The sequence below is a fragment of the Roseovarius conchicola genome (assembly GCF_041403425.1).
Lineage (GTDB): Bacteria > Pseudomonadota > Alphaproteobacteria > Rhodobacterales > Rhodobacteraceae > Roseovarius > Roseovarius conchicola.
Map to the genome: position 1 here is coordinate 146,589 of NZ_JBGEHK010000007.1, position 26,595 is coordinate 173,183.

At 59.2% G+C, this 26,595-nt stretch carries 24 protein-coding genes; 9 read left to right on the forward strand and 15 right to left on the reverse strand.

The features are described from left to right. A complete protein-coding gene (locus tag V6N02_RS18010; protein WP_371227842.1) occupies window positions 1-1,905 on the reverse strand; it encodes a bifunctional 2',3'-cyclic-nucleotide 2'-phosphodiesterase/3'-nucleotidase in 1,905 nt (634 codons plus the stop codon). A 233-nt stretch (window positions 1,906-2,138) separates the two neighbouring features. Here V6N02_RS18010 and nudC point away from each other — a divergent pair, with 233 nt between their 5' ends. After that, window positions 2,139-3,110: an NAD(+) diphosphatase gene (gene nudC, locus V6N02_RS18015; RefSeq protein ID WP_371227844.1), complete on the forward strand. Its 972-nt coding sequence runs from the start codon at window positions 2,139-2,141 to the stop codon at window positions 3,108-3,110. 45 nt (window positions 3,111-3,155) lie between these two features. Then, on the forward strand, window positions 3,156-3,623 hold the full coding sequence (locus V6N02_RS18020; RefSeq protein WP_371227846.1) for an SRPBCC family protein: 468 nt from the start codon (window positions 3,156-3,158) through the stop codon (window positions 3,621-3,623). A gap of 86 nt (window positions 3,624-3,709) precedes the next feature. Here the strand turns inward: V6N02_RS18020 and V6N02_RS18025 are convergent, their stop codons facing one another. From V6N02_RS18025 to V6N02_RS18055, 7 genes are all read right to left on the reverse strand, one after another. Further along, window positions 3,710-3,889, reverse strand: a complete 180-nt coding sequence (locus V6N02_RS18025; protein ID WP_371227847.1) for a hypothetical protein — start codon at window positions 3,887-3,889, stop codon at window positions 3,710-3,712. Window positions 3,890-4,280: 391 nt separating this feature from the next. Continuing rightward, window positions 4,281-5,777, reverse strand: a complete 1,497-nt coding sequence (locus tag V6N02_RS18030; protein ID WP_371227849.1) for a phosphomannomutase/phosphoglucomutase — start codon at window positions 5,775-5,777, stop codon at window positions 4,281-4,283. Window positions 5,778-5,798: 21 nt separating this feature from the next. After that, complete coding sequence (gene kdsA / locus V6N02_RS18035) at window positions 5,799-6,632, reverse strand: 3-deoxy-8-phosphooctulonate synthase (RefSeq protein WP_371227851.1); 834 nt, start codon at window positions 6,630-6,632, stop codon at window positions 5,799-5,801. Window position 6,633: 1 nt separating this feature from the next. Further along, entirely contained in the window at window positions 6,634-8,283 is a 1,650-nt protein-coding gene (locus V6N02_RS22340; protein ID WP_478013488.1) for a KpsE/RkpR family capsule polysaccharide export protein, read from the reverse strand. Next, entirely contained in the window at window positions 8,261-8,920 is a 660-nt protein-coding gene (locus V6N02_RS18045; protein ID WP_371227853.1) for an ABC transporter ATP-binding protein, read from the reverse strand. The genes V6N02_RS22340 and V6N02_RS18045 overlap by 23 nt, the downstream gene beginning before the upstream one ends. A 191-nt stretch (window positions 8,921-9,111) precedes the next feature. Further along, the gene (locus V6N02_RS18050) at window positions 9,112-10,140 is read right to left on the reverse strand and encodes a permease (protein WP_371227855.1); all 1,029 of its coding nucleotides are present in this window, start codon (window positions 10,138-10,140) and stop codon (window positions 9,112-9,114) included. Beyond that, complete coding sequence (locus tag V6N02_RS18055) at window positions 10,133-10,471, reverse strand: ArsR/SmtB family transcription factor (protein ID WP_371227857.1); 339 nt, start codon at window positions 10,469-10,471, stop codon at window positions 10,133-10,135. Before V6N02_RS18055 ends, V6N02_RS18050 begins: the two co-directional genes overlap by 8 nt. Before the next feature lie 149 nt (window positions 10,472-10,620). Here V6N02_RS18055 and V6N02_RS18060 point away from each other — a divergent pair, with 149 nt between their 5' ends. Continuing rightward, a complete protein-coding gene (locus tag V6N02_RS18060) occupies window positions 10,621-11,148 on the forward strand; it encodes a GNAT family N-acetyltransferase (protein ID WP_371227859.1) in 528 nt (175 codons plus the stop codon). A 6-nt stretch (window positions 11,149-11,154) separates the two neighbouring features. Here the strand turns inward: V6N02_RS18060 and V6N02_RS18065 are convergent, their stop codons facing one another. Next, the gene (locus V6N02_RS18065; protein ID WP_371227861.1) at window positions 11,155-11,895 is read right to left on the reverse strand and encodes a cupin domain-containing protein; all 741 of its coding nucleotides are present in this window, start codon (window positions 11,893-11,895) and stop codon (window positions 11,155-11,157) included. A 78-nt stretch (window positions 11,896-11,973) separates the two neighbouring features. On the opposite strand from V6N02_RS18065, the gene V6N02_RS18070 reads away from it, so the two are divergent. Genes V6N02_RS18070 through V6N02_RS18080 form a run of 3 tightly spaced genes read left to right on the forward strand, consistent with a single transcriptional unit; the run spans window position 11,974 to window position 13,574 of the window. Then, window positions 11,974-12,210 (forward strand): hypothetical protein, encoded by a 237-nt coding sequence (locus V6N02_RS18070; RefSeq protein WP_371227863.1) that lies wholly within the window; start codon window positions 11,974-11,976, stop codon window positions 12,208-12,210. Further along, window positions 12,203-12,790 carry a uracil-DNA glycosylase family protein gene (locus V6N02_RS18075; protein WP_371227865.1) on the forward strand — a complete coding sequence of 196 codons (588 nt, stop codon included), beginning with the start codon at window positions 12,203-12,205 and terminating at the stop codon, window positions 12,788-12,790. Before V6N02_RS18070 ends, V6N02_RS18075 begins: the two co-directional genes overlap by 8 nt. Further along, window positions 12,783-13,574, forward strand: coding sequence for an SseB family protein (locus V6N02_RS18080; RefSeq protein WP_371227867.1), 792 nt, complete (start codon window positions 12,783-12,785; stop codon window positions 13,572-13,574). Before V6N02_RS18075 ends, V6N02_RS18080 begins: the two co-directional genes overlap by 8 nt. Window positions 13,575-14,016: 442 nt before the next feature. Here V6N02_RS18080 and V6N02_RS18085 read toward each other — a convergent pair whose 3' ends face one another. From V6N02_RS18085 to V6N02_RS18110, 6 genes are all read right to left on the reverse strand, one after another. Continuing rightward, complete coding sequence (locus V6N02_RS18085) at window positions 14,017-14,946, reverse strand: 2-hydroxyacid dehydrogenase (protein WP_371227869.1); 930 nt, start codon at window positions 14,944-14,946, stop codon at window positions 14,017-14,019. A gap of 3 nt (window positions 14,947-14,949) precedes the next feature. Beyond that, the gene (gene rodA / locus V6N02_RS18090; protein ID WP_371227871.1) at window positions 14,950-16,089 is read right to left on the reverse strand and encodes a rod shape-determining protein RodA; all 1,140 of its coding nucleotides are present in this window, start codon (window positions 16,087-16,089) and stop codon (window positions 14,950-14,952) included. Continuing rightward, the gene (gene mrdA / locus V6N02_RS18095; protein WP_371227873.1) at window positions 16,086-18,005 is read right to left on the reverse strand and encodes a penicillin-binding protein 2; all 1,920 of its coding nucleotides are present in this window, start codon (window positions 18,003-18,005) and stop codon (window positions 16,086-16,088) included. The genes rodA and mrdA overlap by 4 nt, the downstream gene beginning before the upstream one ends. Continuing rightward, the gene (locus V6N02_RS18100) at window positions 18,002-18,541 is read right to left on the reverse strand and encodes a rod shape-determining protein MreD (protein WP_371227875.1); all 540 of its coding nucleotides are present in this window, start codon (window positions 18,539-18,541) and stop codon (window positions 18,002-18,004) included. The genes mrdA and V6N02_RS18100 overlap by 4 nt, the downstream gene beginning before the upstream one ends. Beyond that, window positions 18,534-19,454 (reverse strand): rod shape-determining protein MreC, encoded by a 921-nt coding sequence (gene mreC / locus V6N02_RS18105; protein WP_371227877.1) that lies wholly within the window; start codon window positions 19,452-19,454, stop codon window positions 18,534-18,536. Before mreC ends, V6N02_RS18100 begins: the two co-directional genes overlap by 8 nt. Before the next feature lie 143 nt (window positions 19,455-19,597). Next, window positions 19,598-20,644, reverse strand: a complete 1,047-nt coding sequence (locus V6N02_RS18110; RefSeq protein ID WP_371227879.1) for a rod shape-determining protein — start codon at window positions 20,642-20,644, stop codon at window positions 19,598-19,600. Window positions 20,645-20,900: 256 nt separating this feature from the next. On the opposite strand from V6N02_RS18110, the gene V6N02_RS18115 reads away from it, so the two are divergent. The 3 genes from V6N02_RS18115 to V6N02_RS18125 form a co-directional block, all read left to right on the forward strand. Further along, the gene (locus V6N02_RS18115) at window positions 20,901-22,160 is read left to right on the forward strand and encodes an efflux RND transporter periplasmic adaptor subunit (RefSeq protein WP_371227881.1); all 1,260 of its coding nucleotides are present in this window, start codon (window positions 20,901-20,903) and stop codon (window positions 22,158-22,160) included. Between the two features lie 3 nt (window positions 22,161-22,163). Beyond that, on the forward strand, window positions 22,164-25,202 hold the full coding sequence (locus V6N02_RS18120) for an efflux RND transporter permease subunit (RefSeq protein WP_371227883.1): 3,039 nt from the start codon (window positions 22,164-22,166) through the stop codon (window positions 25,200-25,202). Between the two features lie 685 nt (window positions 25,203-25,887). Next, on the forward strand, window positions 25,888-26,595 hold a 708-nt coding region (locus tag V6N02_RS18125; protein WP_371227885.1), incomplete at its 3' end, for a CAP domain-containing protein.

Here is a 26,595-nt window from a genome sequence, read left to right on the forward strand (position 1 = left end):
TTATAGAGGTATGGACAGGCGCATGAAACCTGCTTTGGTATCGCCCAGATCGTGTGCGCCGATGGCGTCAATCTCATCCGGGTAGGCGCGCAGGCCGGGACCGGTGTCAAACAGCACCCCGGTGCCGGGCATTGGACAGAACTGCCATATTGGTGGGCGTACATCGATAGCGTCACCGGGCAGGCCATCCAGGCTGCTGATGTAATCGGCGACCTTGTCGCGCAGTAGCCGACCAGCTGTCAAAGCCACCTGATCGGGGTGTGCGACCGGGAATGAGCCGCCTCCGAAAGCGCGGTAGTTGTTGGTGGCAAGAATAAAAACCTGCTCGTCGTCAATCGGGTGACCTTGATAGCGCACATTCCGAATACGCGTCGCGGTTTCATCCAGGACAGCGCCGGACAGGCTGTATCGCGGTGGGGCTGACAGGTCGATCTGGTAGGTCAGCCCGTCGATACTGTCGAAATGGTGCCCCGGGATATGTGGCTCCAACAGCATCTGATCGGGTTGCCCTGCGGTGATCTGACGAAAGGCGATTGCCGAACGTTCCAGCCAATCGCGGATCTCAGCACCGGTCAGCCGTAAGGCGCAGAGCAGGTTGGGAAAGGAATAAAGATCGGCGGCATGACGCAGGCACAATGGCCCGGCGGGAATGTCGGTGTAATAGGCCGGGCCCGCGCGCCCACCGGACTTGAAGGGGGCGGATGCCGACAGGATGGGGGTGCCCTCATCCGGTGAGCCTCGCAGCAGATGGGATACGGCCTTGGCCTGCGCCTGCGTGACCAACCGTGTGGCAGCGTCCCGACCAACCAGCGATAGATAACTGTGCAGCGGCTGCGCCGTATGACCCAACGGACGGCTGGTCAATTTCAAAGTGGCCTCATGGACCGGGGTCAGAAGGCGGTTTAGCTGTGGATCTACTGTGGTCCCTTTGCTCAATGGAGCCGCTTTGGTCTTTACGCTGGTCACGGTCCAATGGCTTGTCCCATCGCGTTCCAGAGCCAGATCCACGATCCCCAGATGGGAACCGCGCGCACCGGCCATGACGGTTGGTGTGCCGTTCAGCGTACCCTGTTCCGTTTCTACGCCGTCGTTTGCGAGGTGATCGCCGGGGGGAAACACCTCGTGAGTGTGACCTGCGAGGATCGCGTCAATCCCGGGGACCGCGCCCAGATGGAAAGCCGCATTTTCCATCATCGGGTGCGCAGGGCCGGTATCAATTCCGGTATGGGCCAGGGCGATGACGATATCCGCGCCCTTCGCGCGCATTTCGGGAACCAGTTTCCGGGCGGTTTTGACCATGTCCAGGCTCTGAACGATGTCATGCAGGTGATACCGGTCCCAGGTGGTGATCTGTGGCGGGGCCAGTCCGATCACACCAATGCAGAGTGTGAACATGCGTCCTGCCTCGTCCTGCACGTCGCGGTCGAGGAGCAGATAGGGCGGGAACAGCGGTTCGGGGGGCCTGCTTGCGGCTTGAGGGTTGTGCAAAAGATTGGCACAGGTTACCGGAAAATCCGCCCCCTTTAACGCGGTCTGCAACCAGTCGAGTCCAAAGTTGAATTCGTGGTTGCCGATGTTGGCGGCATCATAATTCAGCGCATTCATGGCCAGAATGGCCGGATGAACAGATTTCTCATGTGTCGCTGCGACGGCTGTCAAATCGCTGATCGGAGTGCCTTGCAGGTAATCGCCATTGTCAAAAAGCAACGTGTTCGGACAGTCCTCGCGTGCGGCCCGGATCAGCGAGGCTGTTAGGGCCAGCCCGTAGCCTGTGACAGGCTGGTTGGTGTAGTAATCATAAGGCAGCAGATTGGCATGCACATCTGTTGTTTCCAGAATCCGCAGCATGACACGCACGGTGTTGTCGGTCTGGATCACGGGATGCGTGTGCGCCGTTAAAGTCACGATTTAGACTTTCTTATGGTGTGGCCCGGACTGTCGGGACGGGCCGAAGGGATGAAAGTAGTCGATTGGACTCCGCGCCCTTCTAAGGGGCAAACCACATACACTTTCTCTATCATAAGATGTTTCGAGCATAGATTAATCAATTAAAAATCGCAGAATTGCAGCTAAAGCCGACTGAGCCGCTTGCACGTTCTTCGCGAACATGCCACGCCACGCCCGGAATTGAGGGCAGTATGCGGCACGCAGAAACAGTGACTTTCGGTGGATCGGGGCTGGACCGCGCGGCGCAACTGCGCGGCGACGGCGATACGCAGGACCGATTGATCGCGGCGGGAAAAGCAGCTTCGATCCTGCTTTGGCGCGGCAAGCCCTTGGTGCAGGCTGATGGGTTCGATGCCTTGATCCGGCTGGGTATGAACCACCCCGTGCTGGCACGGGCCGAGTTGCCAAAGATATTGCTGGGTCAGGACGAAGATGGCTCGCTGATCTACGCCCATGATATCTCGGGTTGGGTGCCGGACGAACTGGACGAAGGGGCGCTTTCGCAGTTTTTCGACCGAACCGAACAGCGCCATCCTGACCTGCCAGACACCGCCGTTTTTGCCGAGTTGCGCCGGATCATGACGGCACTCACGCCTCGAGATGCCGAGCTGGCCGCCACTGCGCGCGCCATTCTGGGCTGGCATGTCACCCATCGGTTCTGCGCGCGCTGCGGACAGGAAAGTGATATTGCCATGTCTGGTTGGCAACGCAGCTGCCCGGCCTGCGGCGGCCAGCATTTCCCGCGCACCGACCCGGTTGTGATCATGTTGATCACTTACGGCAATTCGGTTCTTCTGGGACGGTCCCCGGGCTGGCCCGAGGGCATGTACTCGCTACTGGCCGGATTTATCGAGCCGGGTGAGACGATGGAAGCCGCGGTGCGCCGCGAGGTATATGAAGAAGCCCGCATCAAGGTGGGGGCCGTTGCGTATCTGGCCAGTCAACCCTGGCCTTTCCCGTCCTCGTTGATGTTGGGGTGTCGCGGCGAGGCGCTTAGCCGTGACATTACCATTGATCCGGTTGAAATCGAGGATGCGATCTGGGTGACCCGCGAAGACCTGCTTGAAGCACATGCCGGTCAAAACCCTATCCTTTTGCCCGCCCGCAAAGGCGCAATTGCGCATTTTTTGCTGGAAAACTGGCTTGCGGATACGCTGGATTGACGCGACAATGTGATCAGAGCAGCAGAAAACAAACAGGTCTCAGCGATGAAATTCAGCGCCAAAGAAGATATCGAAGCGCCGATTGAATTTGTTTTTGAACAAGTGACCGATTTTACCGCCTTTGAACGCTCTGCCCTGCGCCGCGGCGCCGAGGTGCAACGCATTGATTCCCTGACTGAACCGGGTCCTGGTATGGCCTGGGATGCCTCGTTCAAACTGCGCGGGCGCAAGCGTGATGTGAAAATCGAACTGACCAGCATTGATGCACCCAACGGTCTGGTGGTGTCGTCCCGCTCGCCTGCCATGGGCGGTGAGTTGGTGGTTGACCTGGTGGCGCTCTCGCGTGGCCGTACGCGGATGAGCGTCGATATCGAGATGAGTCCCAAGAACCTGTCGGCCCGGTTGCTGGTGCAATCTCTCAAACTGGCTCGTAACAATCTCAACAAACGGTTTCGCAAACGTGTCGCCGGGCACGCCGAAGAAATAGAGGACCGTTACAAGAAGGTTGGTTAGACCGATGCAATCTTAACGAAAGAAAAGGCGCCCCGAAGGGCGCCTTTGTTGTTCACGTGAGCGGTTTTGAAACCCCGCCGAACGCCTTAACGACTGCGGGATTCGTCGAGGTTGCGTGGCATCCAAGCGTCTTTCATGGTGTCTTTCGAGGACATCTCGGCCACGGTGCTGCCGGTTTCGATTGTGACTTTGGCACTGTCAGTGGCCATAGCAGGGGCGGCAAATGCGGTGGCGATGGCAAGTACGCTCAGGGTACGGGTAAACATGGTTTTTGGTCCTTTCAATTGAGTTGATCCACTTGGGATGTTGTCGTGTCGTCTGCTTCTGCTGATGTATTCAGCGTCGGCTGTGACAAACAATTTGGGCCTGAAAATCGATCTTCCCAGCGGTGATCCCGTCCCTGTGAAAGGGCGCTGATTGTCGCTCGCGCCGGTGTGAAAACAAGATCGTTCAGCGTTCAACACCGCGCGAGTGACTCACGCTTTTGTCTGGGCCGACGGTGCGGAAACTCCTGCTCTATATGACTCAGCTAATCACGACCGCGGGCGCCGGACACGCCCGCTCGCAGCGCCGTGAGGGCGTGCGTTTTCGTCAAAATGTTTCAAATCTACCTAGATCGGGCGGCGTGTCGCCCCTCTGGCAAACCCAAAACCCGGATCAGATTGTCTGATCGTAATCGCCCACGGCGTCCTCTGTGCGGATCACGGCGTCAATATCGGCGAAGATTGCGCGCATCTCGTCTTCGCTTTGACTGCTTTCGCAGACCACCACCAGATTGGGTGTGTTCGACGAGGCCCGCACCAGCCCCCAGCTACCATTGTCCAGGATCACGCGGGCGCCGTTGACCGTCACCACCTCTTTGATGGCGCGCCCGGCCAATTGTTCGCGGGCGTCGTGCTTGGCAACCAGCTTGTCGACCAGACGTGCCAGCACATCGTATTTCTCGGTATCCGCGCAATAGGGCGACATGGTGGGCGTGGCCCATGTTTTGGGCAGGGCGCGGCGCAGATCAGACATCGACATGTCGGGGTTGCGGTCCATCAGCTTGCAAATCTCGACCGCGACGCGCATGCCGCAATCATACCCACGACCCACAGGTTCGGCCAAAAAGTAGTGGCCGGATTTCTCAAAGCCCGCCAGCGCGCCGATTTCCTTGACGCGGCGTTTCATGTGGCTATGCCCGGTTTTCCAGTAATCGGCGGTGACGCCATTGGCCTGCAATTCAGGATCGCTGGCAAACAGCCCGGTTGATTTCACATCCGCCACGAAGGTCGCGCCGGGATGAAGCTTGGACAGATCGCGGGCCATGATCACGCCGACCTTATCGGCAAAAATCTCTTCGCCCTCGTCATCCACAACGCCGCAGCGGTCGCCATCGCCATCAAAGCCCAGTGCGAAATCCGCCCCCGAGGCTTTCACGCTATCGCTCATGTCGTGCAGCATTTCCATGGCTTCGGGGTTGGGGTTGTAATTGGGGAAGGTGTAATCCAGCTCGTTATGGCTGGGCACCACTTCGACACCGAGGCGTTCAAACAGCTCGGGCGCAAAGGCGCTGGCGGTGCCGTTGCCGGTGGCGCAGACCACCTTGAGTTTGCGGGTCATTTTGAAATCGCCGACCAGATCGTCCAGATACGCCTCGCGCACGCCGTCGACAAATTCGTAAGCGCCGCCATCACGCCGCTCGCCACGCCCTTGCAGAACGATGTCGCGCAATTCGCCCATTTCATCGGGGCCGTGGGTCAGTGGGCGATCAAAGCCCATTTTGACACCGGTCCAGCCGTTGGGATTGTGGCTGGCCGTGACCATGGCCACGGCGGGCACATCAAGGTGAAACTGGCTGAAATAGGCCATCGGCGACAGGGCCGGGCCGATATCCCTGACCTGAATGCCTGCCTGCATCAGCCCCAGGATCAGCGCGTTTTTGATCGACAGAGAATAGTCGCGGTAATCATTGGCCACGGCGATCACCGGTTCGATCCCTCGGGCGTGCATCTGCGTGCCAAGGCCCAGCCCAAGCGCGGTGATACCCGGCAGATTGATCTCGTCCGGGTATTTCCAGCGGGCATCATATTCGCGAAAGCCTGTGGGGGTGATCATCGCGTCGCGCAGGAAAGTCCAGGTGTTGGGGGTCACGGAGGGAAGGGGTTTATTCACGTGTCAGACTCTTTCAATATTTTACAACACCACCGGTTTGGCCTTGGCCAGATGGTCAAATTGCATCAGCGTGTCAATCAATCCCGGCATCGTGTCCAGCCGGATCATGTTGGGACCGTCGCAGGGGGCATTATCCGGATCCTGGTGGGTTTCCGTGAACAGTGCCGCAACGCCCACGGCCACCGCTGCCCGCGCCAGAACGGGGGCAAATTCGCGCTGCCCGCCTGATGCGCCGCCCAATCCGCCGGGTTGCGCCACGGCGTGGGTGGCATCCATCACCACCGGATAGCCGGTTTTGGCCATTTCAGGCAGCGACTGCATATCCACCACCAGGCGGTTGTAGCCAAAGCTGGCCCCGCGTTCGGTCAGCAGGATGTTGTGATTGCCGGTGCTTTCGATCTTGGCCACCACATTGGGCATGTCCCAAGGAGCAAGGAATTGCCCCTTCTTGACGTTGATCGTCCCGCCGGTCGCCCCTGCCGCCAGCAGAAGCGAGGTTTGCCGACACAGGAAGGCCGGGATTTGCAGCACATCGCAGACCTCGGCCACGGGCGCGCATTGTTCTTTTTCGTGGATATCCGTCAGGACCGGCACGCCGATTGTGTCTTTGACCGATTGCAACACCTTGAGACCTTTATCCAGCCCCAGCGCCGGTTTTGCATTCAGCGAGGTGCGGTTGGCCTTGTCGAACGAGCCTTTGAAGACATATTGCGCGCCCGCCGCCGCGCAGGCCTCTTTCATGACTCCTGCAATCATTTGTGCGTGGTCCGCACTTTCCAGTTGGCAGGGCCCGGCGATCAGGGTTAGCGGTTGGTCATTGCCCACCCGCAGCCCCGCAAATTCGACCTGTTTCATCTTAGGAAGATACCTGTTCACGAAGGATAGATGCCGTCAGCGAGATCAGAAGGTAGATACCCCCAAAGATGAGGAAGGCCAACAGCGTGTTCTCAAATGCGCGCGGATAGGAGGGATCCTGCGAGGCGACCGGCTTGACGCTGACTGTCAAATAACGGACCTGCTTATTGGCCTCGATCTCACTTTGGCGCTTGGTTTCAAGTGCGGCTTGCAGGACCATATCGGCGGTGGCCAGGTCGGCCTGCGCAATCTGGATGTCCGCGGCTTGAGAGGCGAGCGAAGCTTCGCCCTCGGTTGCCTCGGTAAGGCGGGCGTTTTGGCGTCGATATTCGGCCTCGAGCACCTCGATCTCGCTGCGCAGCGCATCAACGCGGCTTTGGTTGGGGCGTGAGTTGTTCAGCTGTGTGGCAAGGGCAAGTTGCTTTTCCTGCAGTTGCAATTCAACCGTACTGATCAGGGTGCGAATAGCGGTGATCTGCCCGGTTGGATCCAGGATCGTACCTTCCTGCATCTGGACCAGCCGTGTCTGGGCTGCGCGCCGTTCCGCCTTGGCTTCGTCAAGACTGACAATTGCTGTTTTGACAGCGTCCTGTCTTTTTTCCTGGCTTAGCTCGTCCACCCGTTCTTCGGCATAGGCGATCAGTTTTTCCGAGAACAGCGCGCTTTGCTCGGGATCGGCGCTGGCCACTTCCATGCGGATCACGCCCTCGGTCGGATCATAGCCCAGCTTGACGTATTTCTTGTAAAGCTTGTGGGCTTTTTCATTGCTGGCATCCGGATCGAGCCGCTGCAGAGGGTCAATCTCAGGCTGGCTGAAATGCGAGCGGAATCCCACATCCGCGTCCAGTCTCAGCATGGCATCCTTGGATTGCAGGTAGCTTTGCGTGGCAATTGCATCCTGCCCGGTGGCAAACTGACTGGGCAACAGCCCGCCCAGACCGCCAGCGCCCCCGCCGCCACCATCGGCGGTCAGGATCAGGAACTCGGAATGTGTCGAATACATCGGAGTGGCGATGGCGTAGAAGTAATACCCCACAACAACAGTCGGCAACATCACGAAGGCCATGAGACGCGACAGCAGCAGAACCAGTTTGCGACGACGACGGCGGCCGATATCGCGCTGGATTCCCATGATTTCAGCCGCGCGCCTGTCCGCAGGGCTGAGGTCGGTTGAGGGCAAGGTCTGCTGACCCATGGGTACCGTCTGAGGCAGCTGTACCTTGCTTTCGGCAGGTGGATGGGCGTCGGCGCCCGGTTGCATCGGGGCTTCCAACCCGTCCGTCTCCTCTTCGGTTGATACCAATTCAAGGATATTGGCGCGTTGGAACGGATCGATGCCCTTGGCGCGCAACAAACGCACGGCTTCAAAATCTGAGGTTGGGGCAAGCCCATGTTTCTGGGCCATGCGCCGCGCCATGCGCAACTGACGCCCGGTCAGCCCTTCTTTGCGAATGTCATCAATGCTTTGCGAAGCAGTCATTTCGCGGGACGAACTGACCTGTCCGTCCCGAGCGGTATCTGCCTGGGGGGCTTGGGGCGGCGCATCGGCATCACCCCCGGCGGCAGGAGGCGGCGCAGCGGCGGCGGTGCCACCCGGTTGGGTCGTCGAGCGGCGAATCCGGAACTTTTTAGCCTTGGGTTTCGTAGTCATAGAGTTGCTTGGCCTCTTCCAAGGTATCGAACATGTACAATTTGCCGCCCATCAGAACGGCGGCTTCACGGGCAAACTTTTCCAACGTGGCGGCCTGGTGCGATACGATCACCACGGTCGTGGTGCGTAACCGCTCTCGCAGGATTTCGCCAGCCTTGCGGTTAAACTCCACATCTGTCGAGCCGGGCATGCCTTCGTCGATCAGATACATATCAAATTCCAGCGCCAACATCAGAGCAAAGGTGAAGCGCGCGCGCATTCCCGATGAATACGTGCCCAGGGGTTGGTCAAAATATTCCCCGAGGTTACACATCCACCGGCAGTAGGCCTCGACATAATCGGGGTCCAGCCCGTAAAGCCGCGCGATGTACCGGGCGTTTTCCATGGCCGAGATTTTGCTGATCACGCCGCCCATGAAACCCAAGGGGAAGCTGATCCGGCAGCCCCGCCGGATTTCGCCTTCATCAGGTTTTTCCAGCCCGGCCATCATGTTGATCAGAGTGGTTTTGCCAGTTCCATTGGGGGCCAGAATGCCAAGTGAGCGGCCAAGCTCCACCCTGAAGGAGACCTTTTCAAGGATCACCTTGCGTTGTGTGCCCGTCCAGAAGGACTTGCTGACATTATCGAACTCGAGCATCAAACGCTCCGAAACTGCTCTGCCTGACCCTCTTTAACGGGGTATGCTTAAGGCATCATTAGCCATCTTCTTCGACAGTATGTCGAATTGGGCGACGTTATGACAGTAAATATGGGCAAATTTGTGCCCTTTGATGCAAAAAAACCGGCCCCAGACCCTAAGGTGGTACGCGCCGGTTCTATTGAGATCGCTCAGGCCAGAATTTGCCAGGTGATCCCGGCCAAGACCGCGCCCAGGATCGCGTAGCCCAGATAGGCGGCGAAAACCCGTGGTTTGACCAGCGCCCAGACCGCGACAGCCGCAGGAATACAGCTGACGCCGCCCGCAATCACAAAGCTCATGGCGGCACCGTTGCTCATCCCCTGTGCCAGCAGGGCATCGACCAGCGGCACGGCGGCATAGCCATTCAGGTAGGCGGGTGCGCCGACCAGCGCTCCAAGGATGATCGGGCCAAGGCCTTCTCCACCCAGCACCGCCGCAACGGCCTCGGCCGGAATATAGCGCAGCATCACGGCTTCCAGCACATAGGCCAGCGCCAGCCATTTCAGCAGGAACAGCCCGTTTTCCAGGGTCGTGGCGCGAAACACATCGCGACGGAGCGCTTCGGACCAGAAAGACCACAATGGTTTGCCTTCAAAGGGTTTTTTTACACCGCAGCACCCGCCGATCTGCGGTTTTTCACGCAGCGGATCGGCGAATACGGCCGAGCGCGCGGTCATCATGGTCGCGAATCCGCCCAGCATCCCGATGCTGATCGCAGCGATCGTTTTCGCGATGGCGAAATCCCATCCCAGCGTACCAGAGGTGATCAGGAACATCGCCGGGTCCATCAGGGGTGAGGCCAGCCAAAAGGCCATCACCGCTGCCAAAGGTGCACCCAATGCCAGCATTGCCGCGATGAATGGGATCACCTCGCAGCTACAAAATGGCGACAGGCCGCCCAGCAGGGCCGCCATGATGATCATGCGGGTTTGTGGCCCTTCAAAAGCGCGCGCCAGAAGGGTTTCAGCGCCCGTGGCCTTGAGATAGGCAACGGCCAGAACCGCAAAGACAATGAAGGGCATGGTGTGCAGCAGGGCATTGGCCGCGAAGGTGATCGTCGGCCAAAGCTGTGCGGTATCTAGAATGCCGACCAGAGCAAGAATGACGATCAGCGCCAACCATGCTTTATCCATTCGTTTCCAGACGGTTGGGGCGGGGTTGATGTGCGTTTCAGCCATGATCGTGACCCTTATCCGGGCAATCTGCGCAACACTCGCGCAACAGGAATTCTGACAATTGGCGTAGTTCCTCGTAGGCCACCGCGGCGCAGATGATCGACCGACCCTTGCGTTGCTGCGTGACCAACCCGGCCTGCGCCAGCAATTTCATGTGATGTGTCAGGGTTGAACCGGTCACGCCCGTGCGTTGCCCCAGTTCGCCAATGCTCAGGCCGTCTGGGCCTGCCCGTACCAACGTGCGCAGAACCGCAAGGCGCTGTTCACTGCCAAGCGCTGCAAATGTCGAGGCTGCCATGGCCAAGTCGAGATCGGGAATCACTGTCTGTTTCATATTTCTAGAATTATAGAAATAAAGTGGGAGTGCAAGCATTATTTCGATAACTATCGAAATGAGAGTTGACTCAGCTGACCCGCGCTTGCGACTCGTTTGCCGAGAAAGGTAGATATCGTCCATCCAGAGGACCGGAGAGGAGCTCAGGTATGATCGGCAATGTGGACATTCGCGAAACGACACCCTCTGACATAACGCAAATTCTGGCTCTCTATCCGCAGATGTTTCCGGATGAAGAACTGCGTCCGGTCGTATCGGAACTGCTGGACGGTGAATTTGATGTCCTGTCGTTGGCGGCATTCGAGGGGGATGCGGCGGTTGGGCACGTGTTGTTCAGCATCTGCGGTACTCAGGAATCCGATCCGGCCGGGGCCATCCTTGGACCGCTTGGCGTCTTGCCGTCTCTGCAGCAGAACGGTCTGGGCAGCGCGCTTGTTCGGGCTGGGTTAGAGCGGTTGGAGCAGAGGGGCATCCGGCAGGTCTTTGTTCTGGGGGATCCGGCGTATTATCAACGCTTCGGTTTTGCGCCGGAACGCAAGGTGATGCCGCCCTATCCCTTGCCGGATGAGTGGGCCGAGGCTTGGGAATCGATGCTTTTGGCGGATCGTACACCTTTGGCCGATGGGCCGCTGTTGCCCCCGGAACCGTGGATGAAACCCGAACTCTGGGGACCGTGAGCGGGATCAGGCGCTCACCTGCACATAGTATTTGCGCACGGGGCCTTGCGACGTCCATTTGCAAACCGTGCCTTTGGAGACAAAGAACACATCGCCCGGTCCGAAGTCATGGGTCGTGCCGTCTTTTTCCGTGATTGTCACCTTGCCTGCCAATATCTGGCAGAACTCGTGGATCGAAAAGGCCTGCATCTGGGTGTCAAAGGCGATGGTTTCCCACATCCCCACTTTCATCGTGCCAGCATCATTGGTGAAGATATGCGCATCGTTCTGTGTACCGCCGCCAATCGACTCAGGTTCAGGCATCAGGCGGTCTGCCAATGCCGCCTCGTTCAGAACGATTACGCCGCCCTCGGCGCTGGTGATCTCGGGTGTTGGGGCCTTTGGGTCCAACAGGGTAATGTAGAACTTGCGCAGGCTTCCAACCTGTTTCCAACTGATCGGAATGGCATTGCGGATGACAAAGCTTTGGCCGGTTTCAACAGGTATGCCCTTGTCGTCGCCATCCATCATCTCGACACGCCCTTCCAGCACCAACATGAATTCATCCCCCGGGTAGGGGCCGAACGCCTCTTGCATGTCGGTGGTGGTCCAGACGCCGACGCTCAGGCCGATTTCTGCGTCGTTGAAATAGACATGCACCGATTGCTGGGGCAGGGGAGATTGGAAATCGGCAGCGTCCAGTTCCATCGGCTTCAGGCCTGCGTCTTCCGGGCCATTGGCCTCAAGCCGTATCACGCCTGTCGTCATTGTGACCTCCCCCACGGTTTGATTTCCGTTGATGCTAACCTAGGCTGTTTGTCAGGGCACACAAACGAAAGTGACACGATGTCAGAGCCAACCAAGGATGCGACCGGCGGGTGTCTGCGCGCAGAGGTGCGATTGATCGAGATATTGAACGGCACGCTGGATATGCCCGAGGCCTTTGCCCCTCGTTGCCACATTCACGATGGCGAGCGGCTTACTTGGTTTGAAACCCATGATGCCCTTCCGCGCTACCGCGTGTGGCATGATCATGACGATCCGCCCTACCGGTCCGGGCCTGCCGAAGCGGTCAATGCCTGAGCTCAGTGATGATATCCGCGCCTGTCGCCTGTGCGCAGATCGGTTTGCGGCCACGCATACGGCGCATTCCCCGCGCCCTGTAGCGTGGTTCAAGCCCTCTGCCCGGCTGCTGATTGCAGGGCAGGCGCCGGGCATGCGGGTACACAAATCGGGCAAACCGTTTGATGATCCCTCGGGGGACCGGCTGCGGGATTGGTTGGGTCTGGACGCAGAGGCGTTCTATGACACCTCGCGCGTCGCCATCGTGCCCATGGCGTTCTGTTTTCCCGGCTATGACGCGAAGGGGTCAGACCTGCCGCCTCCGCGTATATGTGGGCAGACATGGCATGAGCGGGTGATGCAAACCCTTGGCAATGTGCAGCTTACCGTGCTGGTCGGTGGCTATGCCCACAAGTATCACATGGGTGCGAAAACCGGTGTCACCGACACCGTTTTGGGGTGGCGCGACCATGCGCCCACCCGCTTCCCCTTGCCTCACCCCTCGTGGCGCAATACCGGTTGGCTGAAGAAAAACCCGTGGTTCGAGGCTGAACTTTTGCCTGATCTGCGCGCATATGTTCAGAAGGTTATGCATGTCTGAGACAACCCCGCTCGATACCGCCCATGCCGCGATGGAGGCCGCGCCCGAGGATGAAAGCGCACGTCTGCGGTTCTACGACCGGCTGGCCGAATCCGAGCTGTTCTTGTTGCTGCAATCCGAAGCCAAGGGCGATCAGATCACGCCCGAGGTGTTTGATCTGTCCGATCAGGGCTTTGTTCTGGCCTTTGATCGCGAAACACGGCTGACTGAGTTTACAGGCCGGGCATCGTCCTATGCCGCGTTATCGGGCCGTACGATCTGTAGCATGCTGGCTCCGAATGGAATGGGGCTGGGGTTAAATCTCGAGGTGGCCCCATCCTCCATCCTGTTACCGCCCTCGGCGGTGATGTGGTTGGCCGACACGCTCCAAAACCGCCCCGAAGAGGTTGAGCAGGTGGTAGAGTCCCTGTTTTCTCCCAAGGGTTTGCCTGATCATCTTTTGACTGCATTGGACGCCAAACTGGCCACGGCCATGGGGCTGGCAGCTTCAGCTTATCTGGTAGGGGTGAAATACACATCCGGCACCCAAGGTCACATGCTGGGTTTCGTCGATCCGGTGCCGGGGGCAGAACAGGCCTTGGCGAGTGCCGTGTCCGAGGCGCTGACATTTTCGGGGTTGGAGGCGGCGATGCTGGACGTTGCGTTTTTCGCCGCTAGCGATGCAATGGCCCCGCAAATGGCAAAGCACGGCCTTCGGTTTGATCTGCCTCAACCACAGCGACCAGGTAATGCGCAGCCGGGCGCGCCGGGCATGAACCCGGATGTGCCCCCGCGACTAAAGTAGAGGTTCGCTTGCCTGCCCGGCAGCGTTATCGTCCCATCAAATGGCTTTTGTGATATAGGACGACCTCCGACCAGTGGTCCTAAAAATACTGAGAGTGTCTGCTTTGAGCCCTCAGCGCCCATTCCACCACCCCAGCCCGGTTAACAGGCCGCAGGCCCCGGGCCAGCGCCGGACCGTCCCGTCGGGCTGGCGCTTTGGTGAGGCTGGGCGTGTCTTGGATGGGGAGTATGGGCTTGGCTTGGATAAAGCACACCACATGACCGTTTGAGCGCCATCCCACGGTCCGGCGCTGGCCCGGGTGATCTCAAACGGCGGCTTCGTCCCGCATAGTGACCATTGAAACGTCAAAGGCCGATGTCGGATTTAAGATCGTTTGATAGATCACTGTGGTCGGCGTTACGGGCACCTTGGGACTAAGAACGGGGGGTGGTGGCGTCGGTGGTCAATACCCTGCAGCCCGGTCCACGAGGTAAAGCATCGGTTCGCCCGCTTCATTTCGGCGGATGTTTTCTGCGACGATTGATGCCGAGGTATCGGGTCGTGTATCGGCGGCGATATGGGGGGTCACCGTGACCTTCGGATGGGCCCAAAAGGGATGATCCCCGGGCAAAGGTTCCACCCTGAACACATCCAGCGTGGCGTGGGCCAGATGGCCGCGATCAAGGGCGGCGATCAGGGCGGCATCGTCGATCAGCGGCCCGCGACCGGGATTGATCAGAAACGCCCCTTGCGGCATCTGCGCCAGTGTGTCGGCATTGATCGTGTTCTCGGTCGCCGGGGTGTTTGGCAGCAGAAGAACGGTGATCTCGCCGCTTTGCATGGCTTGGGTCAGTCCGTCTTCGCCGGACACACAGGTAATCCCTTCGATATTCTTCGGAGTGCGGCTCCACCCGGTAACGGGAAAGCCAAGCCCAACAAGCGCCTCCGCACAGGCCTGCCCCAAGGTGCCCAACCCCAGAATGCTGATCGGGCGATCCGACGCCAGAGGGGGCACTTCGGGATGCCAGTGATGATCAGGATTGACGATGTGTCGATCCATCCCAAGGTGATAGCGCAGCACATGGCCGGTCACCCATTCCACCATCCCGCGTTCCAGCCCGGCATCCACCATCCGGGTCAGGGGGATGTGCAGCGTCGGGTTATCCACCACCTTTTCAACCCCGGCCCAAAGGCTGAGTACGGCCTTGGCGCGGGTGTAGGGAGTGAAATCCTGAACTTCGCCCGTTGGGGCAAAGACGATGTAGTCGACCTGGTCGGGCGATATGTCGGTGGCGATATGCACGTCCAGCCCCGCTGCGGCGCAGGCTGAGTTCAGCGGGCCTTCAAACTCGGGCCAGCGGGCCGGACGACCGGCAAAAAGAACGTTCAGCATAAGCTACCTCGGTTTGTGGACATGGGCACTTTGAACCAACCCAAAGCCGATCATCAGCACCAGCATCGCCGATCCCCCATAGCTGACCAGTGGAAGAGGCACGCCCACCACCGGGGCGAGGCCCATGACCATCGACATGTTGACCGCGAAGAACAGGAAGAATGTCGCAGCGACCCCGAGGGTCAGAAGCGATGAGAACCTGTCCTTGTTGCTCAGCGCCGTGGAAATGCAGAACACCAGGATCAGCACGTAAAGACCCAGAAGGGAGACCCCCCCGATGAACCCGAATTCTTCGGCCAGCGTGGTAAAGATAAAATCAGTATGTTTCTCGGGCAGGAAGTTCAGCCGCGATTGCGTGCCTTGCATAAAGCCCCGGCCGGTCCACCCGCCTGACCCTAGGGCGATCTTCGACTGGGTGATGTGATAGCCCGCTCCCAACGGGTCGCTGGAGGGATCCAGAAACGTGTCGATCCGGCGGTACTGATAATCGGCCAGCATCTGCCAATCGGTGCCGCGACTTTGAAACACGGCGGTGACCAAGGCGACACCGGCCGCGATCACGACGGCGAAATAGGCCCAGTGCACGCCAGCGATAAACATCATCAGCGCACCCGCGGTCAGCAGCAGGATCGAGGTGCCCAGATCGGGCTGACGCAGGACAAGGCCCACGGGCAACAGGATGATCATGATAGGCGGCAGCACCCATAGCGGTCGCGAAATCTTGGCCATGGGCAACCAGTCGTAATAGGCCGCCAGGATCATGACCAGTGCGATTTTGCTTAACTCGGAAGGTTGCAATCGCATGAAGCCAAGATCGATCCAGCGTTGCGCGCCCATGCCGACCGAGCCGATGAACTCTACCATGACAAGCAACAAGATCGAGAGGAGGTACGCCACCACGCCGATGTTGCGCCAGAACCAGATGGGGATCATGGCCACGACCAACATCAGGCACAGCCCCATCGCATAGCGTTTCATCTGTGGCTCGACCCACGGCGTGAAGGACCCGCCGGCGACCGAATAGAGCATCAGGAATCCGATCGATGCCACCGCCGAAAGCAGGATCACGATCGGCCAGTTGAGATACAGCACTTTGCGGAGGCCAACCGGTGTGTGCTTGACGGTATGTTCAAGATAACTCATGCGCGGTCGTTGCTATCCCGGCTCGGGTCGGGGCGCGCCTTGCGAAGCTCTTCCTGCTGGCTCTTTATGCGACCGCGATCCTTGGCGGGATAGGCGTCAAGAGGCGGGTCTTCGCCATAAAGCGCCTGAAGCGTGATATCGCGGGCAATCGGGGCGGCGGACTTGGAGCCACCACCGCCATGTTCCACAACGACCGCTACGGCGATTTTGGGATTTTCTGCCGGGGCATAGTTGACATAGAGCGCATGGTCTCGCTGCTCCCACGGGACTTCATTATTATTGACCACGGCCGAGCGCACCTGACTGGTGCCGGTCTTGCCCGCCATCTTGAACTCTTCCGTCAGAATGCGGCTGCCATAGGCCGTGCCACGTCGGCTGTTTGAGACGGCAAACATCGCTTTGCGGATTTGTCGCAGATGATTTTCGTTCAACCCCATATCGGCGCCATGCCCGGTGGGCTGTTCGACCCCGTCGATGGACTTGATCAGGCGGGGCGTGACACTGCGCCCGGTGGCAATCCGCGCGGTCATCACGGCCAGTTGCAAAGGCGAGGCCAGGACATAGCCCTGCCCGATTGCAGCGTTCACGCTGTCCCCGATCCGCCAATCAGCATCGCGCACCTCGCGCTTCCATGCCTTGGTCGGGGCCAGCCCCTTGGCCACGCTGGTCATGGCCAACTCATGGTGCACGCCGATGCCAAGCTTTTTTGCCATGGCCGAGATGTTTTCAATCCCCGTCTTCAGGGCCAGTTCGTAGTAATACACATCACAGCTTTCGCGCAGCGAGGTATGCAGGTTCATGTTGCCATGGCCCGCGCGTTTCCAGCAGTGAAAGCGCCGGTCGCTAACCTCAAGATGCCCATTACAGCGCACCGTGTCTTCGGCGTCATAGGTGCCCGCCTCAAGCGCGGCCAGCGCAGTCACCATCTTGAAGGTCGAGCCCGGAGGATAGACCCCCTGCACCGCCTTGTTGGGCAGCGGGCGGTATTTGTTTTCCAAAAGCGCGTTGTAATCGGCTACGGAAATGCCGCGCACAAACAGGTTGGGATCATAGCTGGGTGCCGAGGCACAGGCCAGCAAATCACCAGTGTCGCAATCCATCACCACGGCGGCGGCACTTTCTTCGGCAAGGCGCACCTGGGTATAGGATTGCAGGGCAGTGTCCAGCGTGATCTGGAAATCCGCCCCGGCCTGACCTTCCACGCGGTCCAGTTCGCGCATCACGCGGCCGGCGGCGTTGACTTCGACCCGTTTGGTGCCGGCCTTGCCGCGCAGCACGTCTTCCTGGCGCGATTCCAGGCCAATCTTGCCCACCTGAAAACGGGGAATGCGCAGCAATTGATCCGGTGCGTCAATACGCTCCAGATCACGGTCGCTAACCGGGCCGACATAGCCGATCACATGGGCAAAATCCTCGCCAAATGGATAGCGGCGCGACAGCCCGACTTCAGGGGTGACGCCGGGCAGGGCCGGGGCGTTGACGGCCACGCGGCTTAGATCGTCCCAACTGATCCGATCCGCAATGGTCACAGGTGTGTCGCCACGCAATTCGCGCAGGTCTTTCAGGGCATCTTCCAACTCGTCGGGCTGCAATTCGATGATGCGAGCCAGACGGGCGATGGTGTCATCCAGATCACCGGCTTCTTCGCGCACGATGTTGATCCGGTAACTTGGGGTGTTCTCGGCGACAATCCGGCCATTGCGGTCAAAGATACGGCCGCGTGAGGGAGGGATCAGGCGAATATTGATCCGGTTTTCATCGGCCAGCAGGCGGAACTGATCGGCCTGGTCGACCTGCATGAAACGCATACGCAGGGCCAGTACCCCGGCAAAGGCGGCCATTGATCCGCCCAGCATCAAACCGCGCCGAGTGACGCGGCGCTGGCTTTCTGCGCTGTCTTTGGCCGGTCGTCTCATCTGCGGTTCACCAAGGCGTCAACGTCTCCGGGGGCTTGTTTGCGTACCCCGAATATAATCTGTGATCCGTATGCGACCAAGGGGTAGGCGACCAACGTCATCACCAATTGCATCAGGCTGAGGCCCAGCGGCGGGCGGTCGATCAGAAGGATGGCTAATGCCACCTGATTGCCAAGGGTCATAAGCGTCAGTGTTACGGCCACGGTCAACCATTCTGCCGCGAAGGTCAGGTCGCGCAGGCCAGGCGCGCGGGCACGCAGCGCTTCGGTGCCGATCACCACGAAGGCCGCCCACAGGCCGGGGGGCATCTGATACAACAGATCGGTGGTCAGAAAGACGAGTGCAATCAGCAGGACAGGCACCAGATCGGGGCGCCTGATAACCCAGGCACAGCTGAGGGCGAGGATCAGATCGGGGCCGGCCCAGGCCTTGGGGCTGGTGTCCTGAGGCAATAAATGCAGAAAGATCAACAGCACGCTGAGGGCCAGGAACACCAGCCGCATCAACCAGATACGCGATTGCGACTGCTCAGCCATTGCTGGCCTCCGCGTTGTCCTCAGAGTCGGGCAAGGTGGTTGTGCCGGGCAGGGTTTCAGGTGCGATCAGGCGGCCGGGATCGTCGATGGATTCATTGCCGTAGTTGCGCAGGATGCGCAGAAATTCCAACCGTTCGTAGTCGGCAGCCAGCCGCACGCGAACTCGCCCGCCGGGGTCCAGCGCGATCTGTCCGATGGCCAGCCCGGGTGGGAAAACCCCACCGTCGCCCGAGGTCAGAACCCGGTCACCGGGACGCAACTGATCCGGCGCCTCGATGAAATCAACCGGCGGAGAGGCGGTGTTGTCTCCCACCACCAGCGCGTTCTGTCCCGAGGGTTGAATGGTGACCGGCACCCGGCTGGATGTGTCGGTCAGCAACACCACGCGGCTGGTTTTCTGGCCGACACCCGAGATACGACCCACCAGGCCAAGGCCGTCCATCGCCGCCCAACCATCCACAATCCCGTCACGTGCGCCAACGTTCAGCACAACGGATTGGCGAAAGGGCGAGCCGCTGTCGGCCATGACCACCCCGGTGATGAAGGTCAGGCGCGGGTCCAACTGCACATTGTTCAAATCCAAAAGCCGGGCGTTTTCCTGCTCCAGCTGCAGCGCGGCCTCTTTCCAGGCCTTCATCTGTTGAAGTTCGCGGCGGAGTTCCTGATTTTGCTGATAAATCCGTTGATAGCTTTGGAAATCACGCAGGATGTTGATGGTGCCATTGACCGGGGCCATGGCCCATTCAAAACTGGGGACCACCGTGTCGACGACTTGGGCACGGAATCGCTCGACCCTTGGGCTGTCGATCCGCCACAGCAGGAACAGACCCAGCAGGCACAGCAGGATCACACCCAGCAAAAGCCGCTTGAGCGGGCCGGTGTAATTACTGCTGTCTGATCGCTCTCTGGCCAACAGGCGCGCCTTTCGTCAAAGGATGAGCATCATGGAGTGTTTCACCCTGAACCTGAGGACCGTGTTTAAGGTGAAACGCCTGAAAAATCTATATGGCTTGGGGGTGGGTGACGGGATGAACGACGGGGTGTTTGCGCGGCGCTTTAGCTGTCGTAATCAATCGCGTGGCGCAATTGTTTCTCAAATTCCAGCGCCTTGCCAGTGCCCAGTGCCACGCAGTTCAGGCTGTCATCGGCAATCGACACGGCCAACCCGGTCTGTTCGCGCAGGGCAAGATCAAGATCACCCAGCAGCGCGCCGCCCCCGGTCAGCATCACGCCGCGATCCACGATATCAGCGGCCAGATCGGGCGGTGTGGCTTCCAAAGCGGTCATTACCGCTTCGCAAATCTGTTGCACGGGTTCGGCCAAGGCTTCGGCCACCTGCGCCTGGCTGATCTCAGTTTCCTTGGGCACACCGTTCAACAGATCACGCCCGCGGATTTGCATCGACGTGCCGCGGCCATCATCAGGCATCCGTGCCGTGCCGATGGATGTTTTAATCCGCTCTGCCGTGCTTTCACCCACCAAAAGGTTCTGCTGACGGCGCAGATAGTTGATGATCGCTTCGTCCATCCGGTCACCACCCACACGGACCGAGCGGGCATAAACGATATCGCCCAGCGACAGAACGGCCACCTCGGTGGTTCCGCCGCCGATGTCGACAACCATGTTGCCGGTCGGATCGGTGATCGGCATGCCAGCACCAATGGCCGCAGCGATCGGTTCGGCGATCAACCCGGCGCGGCGGGCACCTGCGGCCAGAACAGAAGAGCGAATGGCGCGCTTTTCCACCGGCGTGGCTCCATGGGGCACACAGACAATGATCTTGGGCTTGGAAAAGGTCGAGCGTTTGTGGACCTTGCGGATAAAGTGTTTGATCATCGCCTCGGCGGTGTCAAAATCGGCGATCACTCCTTCGCGCATGGGCCGGATCGCCTCGATGCTTCCCGGTGTGCGGCCCAGCATCAGCTTGGCGTCTTCGCCAACGGCAAGCACCTTCTTGACGCCGTCCTTAACGTGATAAGCCACCACCGAGGGCTCCGACAGGATCACCCCACGCCCCTTGACGTAAACAAGGGTGTTGGCCGTCCCAAGGTCGATGGCCATGTCCTGTGACAGAAGGCCGGGAATTTTGTGCAAGATCGACATAGTGGAACGCGTCCTGTGGTGGAATATTCTGAGTGATCCGCGACTCGTCAGTGGCGAACCGCTGCCCTTATAGTTGGCACTCTGACCCGGTGAAAGGGTCTCTTTTTCATTGATAAGCATCAAACTGCCTGTCGAACTGCAGTTTTTGGTGTCTGAAAACCCGGGCGCTGGTGATAACGCGCCACGTTGTTGAGGGTTTCATGTTCTCGTCAACGTTGTAAGGTCACGACTAGGACAGGAAGTGAGGACGCGCGCAATGATGGATTTCTGCAAACGCTGTTTGATGATTTTGGGGCTTGGTTTGGTGGCATCGGGCGTCATGGCACAGGAGGCTGAGATGCCGGATGCCGTGCGCCCGGCCAAGGTGGTGGCGGTAGAGGCCACTGAAAGCACCATAAGACGCAGTTATCCGGCCATTGTCCTGCCGTCGGACGAGGTGGAGCTATCTTTCCGAGTCAGTGGCCGGCTTGAGGAACTCCCGGTGCGCGGTTCGATGGATGTTGCGGAAGGTGACATGATCGCCCGCCTTGATCTGCGGGATTTTGAATCCCAGGTTGCCCAGCTGGAAAGTCAGCGGGATCAGGCGGTTGCGCAGTTGGACGCCCTCAAGTCGGGCGCGCGGACCGAAGAGATTGCTGCGCTTGAAGCCGCCGTAGCCTCGGCACAGGCGCAGTTGGATCAGGCGCGCGAGCAGCGCGAACGTACCGCTGAGTTGGTCGAGCGCGAAGTCGCTGCCGAAGCGGTGCTGGAACAGGATGATGCCAACCTGCGCGTCGCCGAAGCCAACCTGCAGGCACAACAGGAACAGCTGGCCATCGGTCGGGCCGGGGGGCGCGCCGAAGATATCGCCGCATCCGAAGCGGCGCTTCGCGGTCTCGAAGCACAGCTGAAAGTCGCGCGTGACAACCTGGATGATGCCACCCTGCGCTCGCCCTTTAATGGTGTGATCGCACGACGCGATGTGGACAATTTCACCAATGTGCAGGCCGGGCAAAGCATCGTCCTGCTTCAGGCGTTGGACACGGTTGATCTGATCTTTGACGTGCCTGGCCCTGATGTGACCGCCCTGACGGCTGGCGGGCGCGAAAATATCAGGAATCAGGTGATGTTCGATGCGCTTCCGGGTGAGGTTTTCGATTCCGAAATCGTTGAGTTTTCTCTTCAGGCCGACAGCGCCACTCAAACCTATCGCGGTCGCGTCAATGTCGAACAACCCGAAACAGCCGTGATCCTGCCCGGGATGGTGGGGCGTGTGATCACGTCTGCGCCGGGCAACGGATCGCAACTGATGATCCCGCTGACGGCTTTGGCCGCGGCTTCGGATGGCACCACGTTTGTCTGGCTTGTGGGGGCGGACAACACCACGACACGTCGTGACATAACCCTGGGCGAAGCGACCGGTGACAGGGTCGTAGTGCTCGAGGGGCTGGCCGAGGGCGACGTGGTCGTCGCTGCCGGGGTCAGTTCGATTATGGAGGGTATGGCCATCCGTCCGATCACCCGGGTTGGGGGTTAGACCATGGATCTGGCCAGTTTCGCCATTAACAAGCGTCTGATCTCGGCGATTTCGACGTTGCTTATTCTCTATGCCGGGTATTTTGCCTATACCGCCTTGCCGCGGTTTGAAGACCCGGAATTTGTGATCCGCCAGGCTCAGATCGTCACCCCCTATCCCGGGGCCGGTGCCGAGGAGGTTGCTGAAGAAGTAACCGAGGTGATCGAAAACGCGCTCCAGCAATTGCAGGGTGTGGACGAAGTGCGCTCGGTGTCATCACCTGGGGTGAGTCAGGTAACGGTGGAATTCACCATTAAGTCCACGCCGGATTATCCGCAGCTTTATGAGCGCTTTGCCCAGATGCGGGCCAAGATTGACGATGCGCAGTCGCAACTACCGCCCAATGCGCTGACCAGCCAGGTCTATGACGATTTCGGCGATGTTTATGCGCTCTATTTTGCGGTGGTGGGCGAGGGGTATTCCCTGCCGGAGCTTTACGAGTACGCCAAGGACTTGCAGCGCGAGTTGGTGACGGTAGATGGTGTCTCCAAGATCATCCTCAACGGTGTGCAGGACGAGATAATTTATGTCGAATACTCGCCCGCGCGCCTGATCAATCTGGGGCTGTCCCCGGCGCAGATTGCCGACATTCTGGAAGGCCAGAACCTTGTGGCACCCGGCGGGTCGATCCAGGCGGGTGAAATCCGGCTTGAGGTGCGCGCCCGCTCGGGGGTGTCGTCGACCGAGGCGATTGGGAATCTGATTATCTCAAACCCACAGACGGGCGCATCGTTCCGCCTGTCTGACATTGCCACCATCAGCCGCGGTCTGGAAGATCCGGCCACCATGCTGCTCTATCGTGACGGACGGCCAGCGATTGGTCTTGGCATCTCCAACTCGATCGGCGGAAACGTGGTGAACATGGGCGTGGCCGTGAAAGAACGTATGGACTCGCTGATCTCAGAACGCCCTATCGGGATTGAGGTTCTGCCGATTTCGGATCAGTCGGTGACCGTGAAGGACTCGGTAGATGATTTCGTACTTAACGTCGTGATCGCGCTGGCCATTGTTGTCGGTGTTTTGCTGATCTTTATGGGGCTGCGCTCGGGGATCCTGATGGGGGGTATCCTGTTGGTGACCGTCGCGGGCACCTTGTTCGGGATGTATGCCTACGGCCTTGATATGCAGCGGATTTCGCTGGGTGCGCTGATCATCGCGCTGGGCATGCTGGTGGACAACGCCATCGTGGTGGTTGAGGGCACGTTGGTGCGCGTCCAGAAAGGTGAGGATCCGGCGGCGGCATCGATTGCGATCGTCAACCAGACGAAATGGCCGCTTTTGGGTGGCACAATCGTAGGCCTTCTGGCTTTTTCCCCGGTTGGGTTTTCGCCTGACAATACCGGCGAATATGCGGGCAGCCTATTCTGGACGATCTCGATTGCGCTGCTGTTTTCCTGGCTGGTTGCGATCTGGCTGACACCCTATTTCTGTACGCTTCTGCTGAAAACCGGAACGGCCGGGGATAAGGGCGAAAACATCGTGCTGCGCCTGTATCGAAGTGCTTTGAACAAGGCAATCAAGGTGCGCTACGTGACCATTGCAGTGATCGTGGCGCTGTTTGCCTCGGCCATCTCGATGCTCAGCTTGGTGCCTTCGGGCTTCTTTCCCACCTCGACCCGGGCACAGTTCGTGATTGATTATTACATGCCGCAAGGCACCGATATCAGTCGCACGAAAGAAGACATCCTGAAGATTGATGAATTTGCCCGCACTTTGCCCGGTGTCACCGGCACCAACTCAGCTGTCGGAGATGGGCATCTGCGCTTCATGCTGATCTATGAAAGCGAAGATCCCAATTCCTCCTATGGTCAGATTCTGGTTGATGTCGAAAATTTCACGCAGATTGACGGATTGCGCGCGGATCTGCAGACGTGGATCGATCAGGAATTCCCGGAATCCAGTACAAAGGTCTGGAAATTCGTGCTGGGTCCAGGCGGCGGCTCGAAGATCGAGGCCCGTTTCTATGGGCCCGACCCGACGGTTCTGCGCGATCTGGCAACCGAGGCCAAGGCGGTTATGGCCGACAAGGGCGCGATAGCGATCAAGGATGACTGGCGTGAGCAAGCCAAAGTGATCCGCCCGGTGATCAACACCGAAAATGCCCGCCGTCTGGGCCTGACCCAGGGCGAGATTTCAGCGGCGATCTATGGTCATCTGAACGGGTCCACGCTTGGCGTTTATCGCGAACGGGATGAGTTGCGCCCGATTGTCATGCGCCCGTTTGAGTCGGATCGCGACGATGTTGAACGGCTCAAGGACATTCAGGTCTTTAGCCAAGTCACCGGGGGATATATCCCGATTGCCCAGGTCGTGGATCGGTTCGATATTGTGTTTGAGGCTGGCAATCTGCGCCGCATTGATCGCCAGCTGGCGATCACGGCCCAGTCCGATAATGCGCCCGGCGTGATCTCGGGCGATCTGTTCGAGGCCGTGCGAGGGCCGATCGAAGCGATCGAGTTGCCACCGGGTTACACGATGAGCTGGGAAGGCGAATATGGCGACTCGCAAGAGGCGAATGAGGGGCTGGCCTCGACCATGCCCATCGGGTTTGGCGCGATGATTTTGGTGGTGTTCTTCCTGTTCAATGCCATACGCCAGCCGGTGATTATCTGGCTGACCGTGCCGCTTGCGCTGATCGGCGTGATCTGGGGGTTGGCAGGCAGCCAGACTCCGATGGAGTTCATGGCCATCCTCGGGGTGCTGTCCCTGACCGGTATGTTGATCAAGAACGCGATTGTGCTGATTGATGAAACCGACAGTCAGATATCAAACGGCAAAGCGCGGATGCAGGCCGTCGTGGACGCTGCCGTCAGCCGGGTCAGGCCCGTGTCGCTGGGCGTGTTGACGACCGTCCTGGGGGTCGTGCCGCTGCTGTGGGATCCGTTCTTCCAGTCGCTGGCGGTGGTGATCATCTGCGGGTTGAGCTTTGCAACCATCCTGACCTTGATCGTGGTGCCAACACTTTACACCATCTTCTTCGCCGTTAAGGCGGACGAGGTTTGACGGCTGTCTGAGGGTTGTGAGGCTGGGGCAGGTGAGAGGATAAGCCTCGAACCAAATGGGAATCACATTGCGGTGTCCGAGGCGGAATGAAAGGAAGCAGAATTCCAAGCGCCTCTTTCCCCGGAGGTCCCAAAAGTGATTGAACACGCCATGCCCCGCGCCTGAGACGAAGCCCGCCCTCGTGGTTTTAGGTCAGGTTCCCGCGCCTGATGCACAGAGGCGGCTGATGTCCCGCGTGAGATCGCCGAAATGGCCTTGGCTCATGTGTCGGGGTGGGCTGGCCGAGCGTGCGTATCGGCGCGCCGATTGTATTAAGGGGCGTAGTTTGCTTATGCAGCGTTGGGCACAACATGTAGCTGCCAAGGCAAAGATCCTGCCCAGACCAATTTAATAAATTGCGGCGGATCGTCGTGAAAGCCACAGATTGCCAGCAAAACAGAACCAAAGAGCATAGCAGCCTGAAACGATGTTCTGATCCCTCTTAACCCGGCTGCAAACTGATCCGAAAGACAGGACCACCACTTTCTTCGCAAACGATAGCGCTGTTTTCCGCCAAGTCTGTCCTGACTTGGGCAAGTCTCTGCTGAACTGTCAGCGCTCTTTTGCTGGTCATTGTTCAGTGAAATCTCTGACGTTAGGCGGCTCGGGGCAAGCGTAACCCAATTCAGAAGGCAGGAGATATCGGATGACCACAGCAAGTACACTCGAGCGTCAGATGCTGGATTTGATCAATGAAGAACGCACCTCGCGCGGCCTTAATCCAGTGCAGTTAGAGCTGCGATTGAACAGCTCGGCCGAGGATCACAGCGAATGGATGCTGCAGCGGGATGTGTTCTCACATACCGGCGTGGGCGGCTCCAGCGCCGGTGACCGGATGGAGGATGCGGGTTTCACCTTTTCGGGCAATTGGTCGTGGGCCGAAAACATCGCGTGGCGAAGCGAAGGTGGTGCTCCGGGCCTCGCCGACGACGTGGTCGCCCTGCATAACGGCCTCATGAACAGCCCGGGCCACCGTGCCAACATTCTCGACCCCGACATGACAGTTGTTGGCATCGGTATCGAACGGGGCAACTACAACGGTTGGGACGCCGTTATGGTGACGCAAAACTTCGCGCGCACAAGTGCGCAGGTGCAGTTGGACACCGGCGGCACCGGACCAACAGCAGGGGCAGATATGCTGACCCTGAGTTCTGCGGGCACGTTGCACGGGCTCGGAGGCAACGATGTTCTGACAGGGTCTGCCGGAAACGACGCATTGTTCGGTGACGGCGGCTTTGATCTTTTACGCGGCGGGGGTGGCAATGACGGGCTGAATGGCGGCAACCATGCCGATAATCTTTACGGCGAGGATGGCAACGACACGCTGGATGGCGGCAACGGGTTTGACCGGCTG

Excerpts from the sequence above, each read along its gene's own strand:
- kdsA (WP_371227851.1), bottom strand. The coding sequence starts at position 6,632 with ATGAAACAGGTCGAATTTGCGGGGCTGCGGGTGGGCAATGACCAACCG.
- V6N02_RS18100 (WP_371227875.1), bottom strand. The coding sequence starts at position 18,541 with ATGGCTGAGCAGTCGCAATCGCGTATCTGGTTGATGCGGCTGGTGTTC.
- rodA (WP_371227871.1), bottom strand. The coding sequence starts at position 16,089 with ATGAGTTATCTTGAACATACCGTCAAGCACACACCGGTTGGCCTCCGC.
- V6N02_RS18060 (WP_371227859.1), top strand. The coding sequence starts at position 10,621 with ATGATCGGCAATGTGGACATTCGCGAAACGACACCCTCTGACATAACG.
- V6N02_RS18045 (WP_371227853.1), bottom strand. The coding sequence starts at position 8,920 with ATGCTCGAGTTCGATAATGTCAGCAAGTCCTTCTGGACGGGCACACAA.
- V6N02_RS18065 (WP_371227861.1), bottom strand. The coding sequence starts at position 11,895 with ATGACGACAGGCGTGATACGGCTTGAGGCCAATGGCCCGGAAGACGCA.
- mrdA (WP_371227873.1), bottom strand. The coding sequence starts at position 18,005 with ATGAGACGACCGGCCAAAGACAGCGCAGAAAGCCAGCGCCGCGTCACT.
- V6N02_RS18115 (WP_371227881.1), top strand. The coding sequence starts at position 20,901 with ATGATGGATTTCTGCAAACGCTGTTTGATGATTTTGGGGCTTGGTTTG.
- V6N02_RS18050 (WP_371227855.1), bottom strand. The coding sequence starts at position 10,140 with ATGGCTGAAACGCACATCAACCCCGCCCCAACCGTCTGGAAACGAATG.
- V6N02_RS18055 (WP_371227857.1), bottom strand. The coding sequence starts at position 10,471 with ATGAAACAGACAGTGATTCCCGATCTCGACTTGGCCATGGCAGCCTCG.
- V6N02_RS18085 (WP_371227869.1), bottom strand. The coding sequence starts at position 14,946 with ATGCTGAACGTTCTTTTTGCCGGTCGTCCGGCCCGCTGGCCCGAGTTT.
- V6N02_RS18110 (WP_371227879.1), bottom strand. The coding sequence starts at position 20,644 with ATGTCGATCTTGCACAAAATTCCCGGCCTTCTGTCACAGGACATGGCC.
- V6N02_RS22340 (WP_478013488.1), bottom strand. The coding sequence starts at position 8,283 with ATGACTACGAAACCCAAGGCTAAAAAGTTCCGGATTCGCCGCTCGACG.
- V6N02_RS18120 (WP_371227883.1), top strand. The coding sequence starts at position 22,164 with ATGGATCTGGCCAGTTTCGCCATTAACAAGCGTCTGATCTCGGCGATT.
- V6N02_RS18025 (WP_371227847.1), bottom strand. The coding sequence starts at position 3,889 with ATGTTTACCCGTACCCTGAGCGTACTTGCCATCGCCACCGCATTTGCC.
- V6N02_RS18020 (WP_371227846.1), top strand. The coding sequence starts at position 3,156 with ATGAAATTCAGCGCCAAAGAAGATATCGAAGCGCCGATTGAATTTGTT.
- V6N02_RS18080 (WP_371227867.1), top strand. The coding sequence starts at position 12,783 with ATGTCTGAGACAACCCCGCTCGATACCGCCCATGCCGCGATGGAGGCC.
- V6N02_RS18070 (WP_371227863.1), top strand. The coding sequence starts at position 11,974 with ATGTCAGAGCCAACCAAGGATGCGACCGGCGGGTGTCTGCGCGCAGAG.
- nudC (WP_371227844.1), top strand. The coding sequence starts at position 2,139 with ATGCGGCACGCAGAAACAGTGACTTTCGGTGGATCGGGGCTGGACCGC.
- V6N02_RS18075 (WP_371227865.1), top strand. The coding sequence starts at position 12,203 with ATGCCTGAGCTCAGTGATGATATCCGCGCCTGTCGCCTGTGCGCAGAT.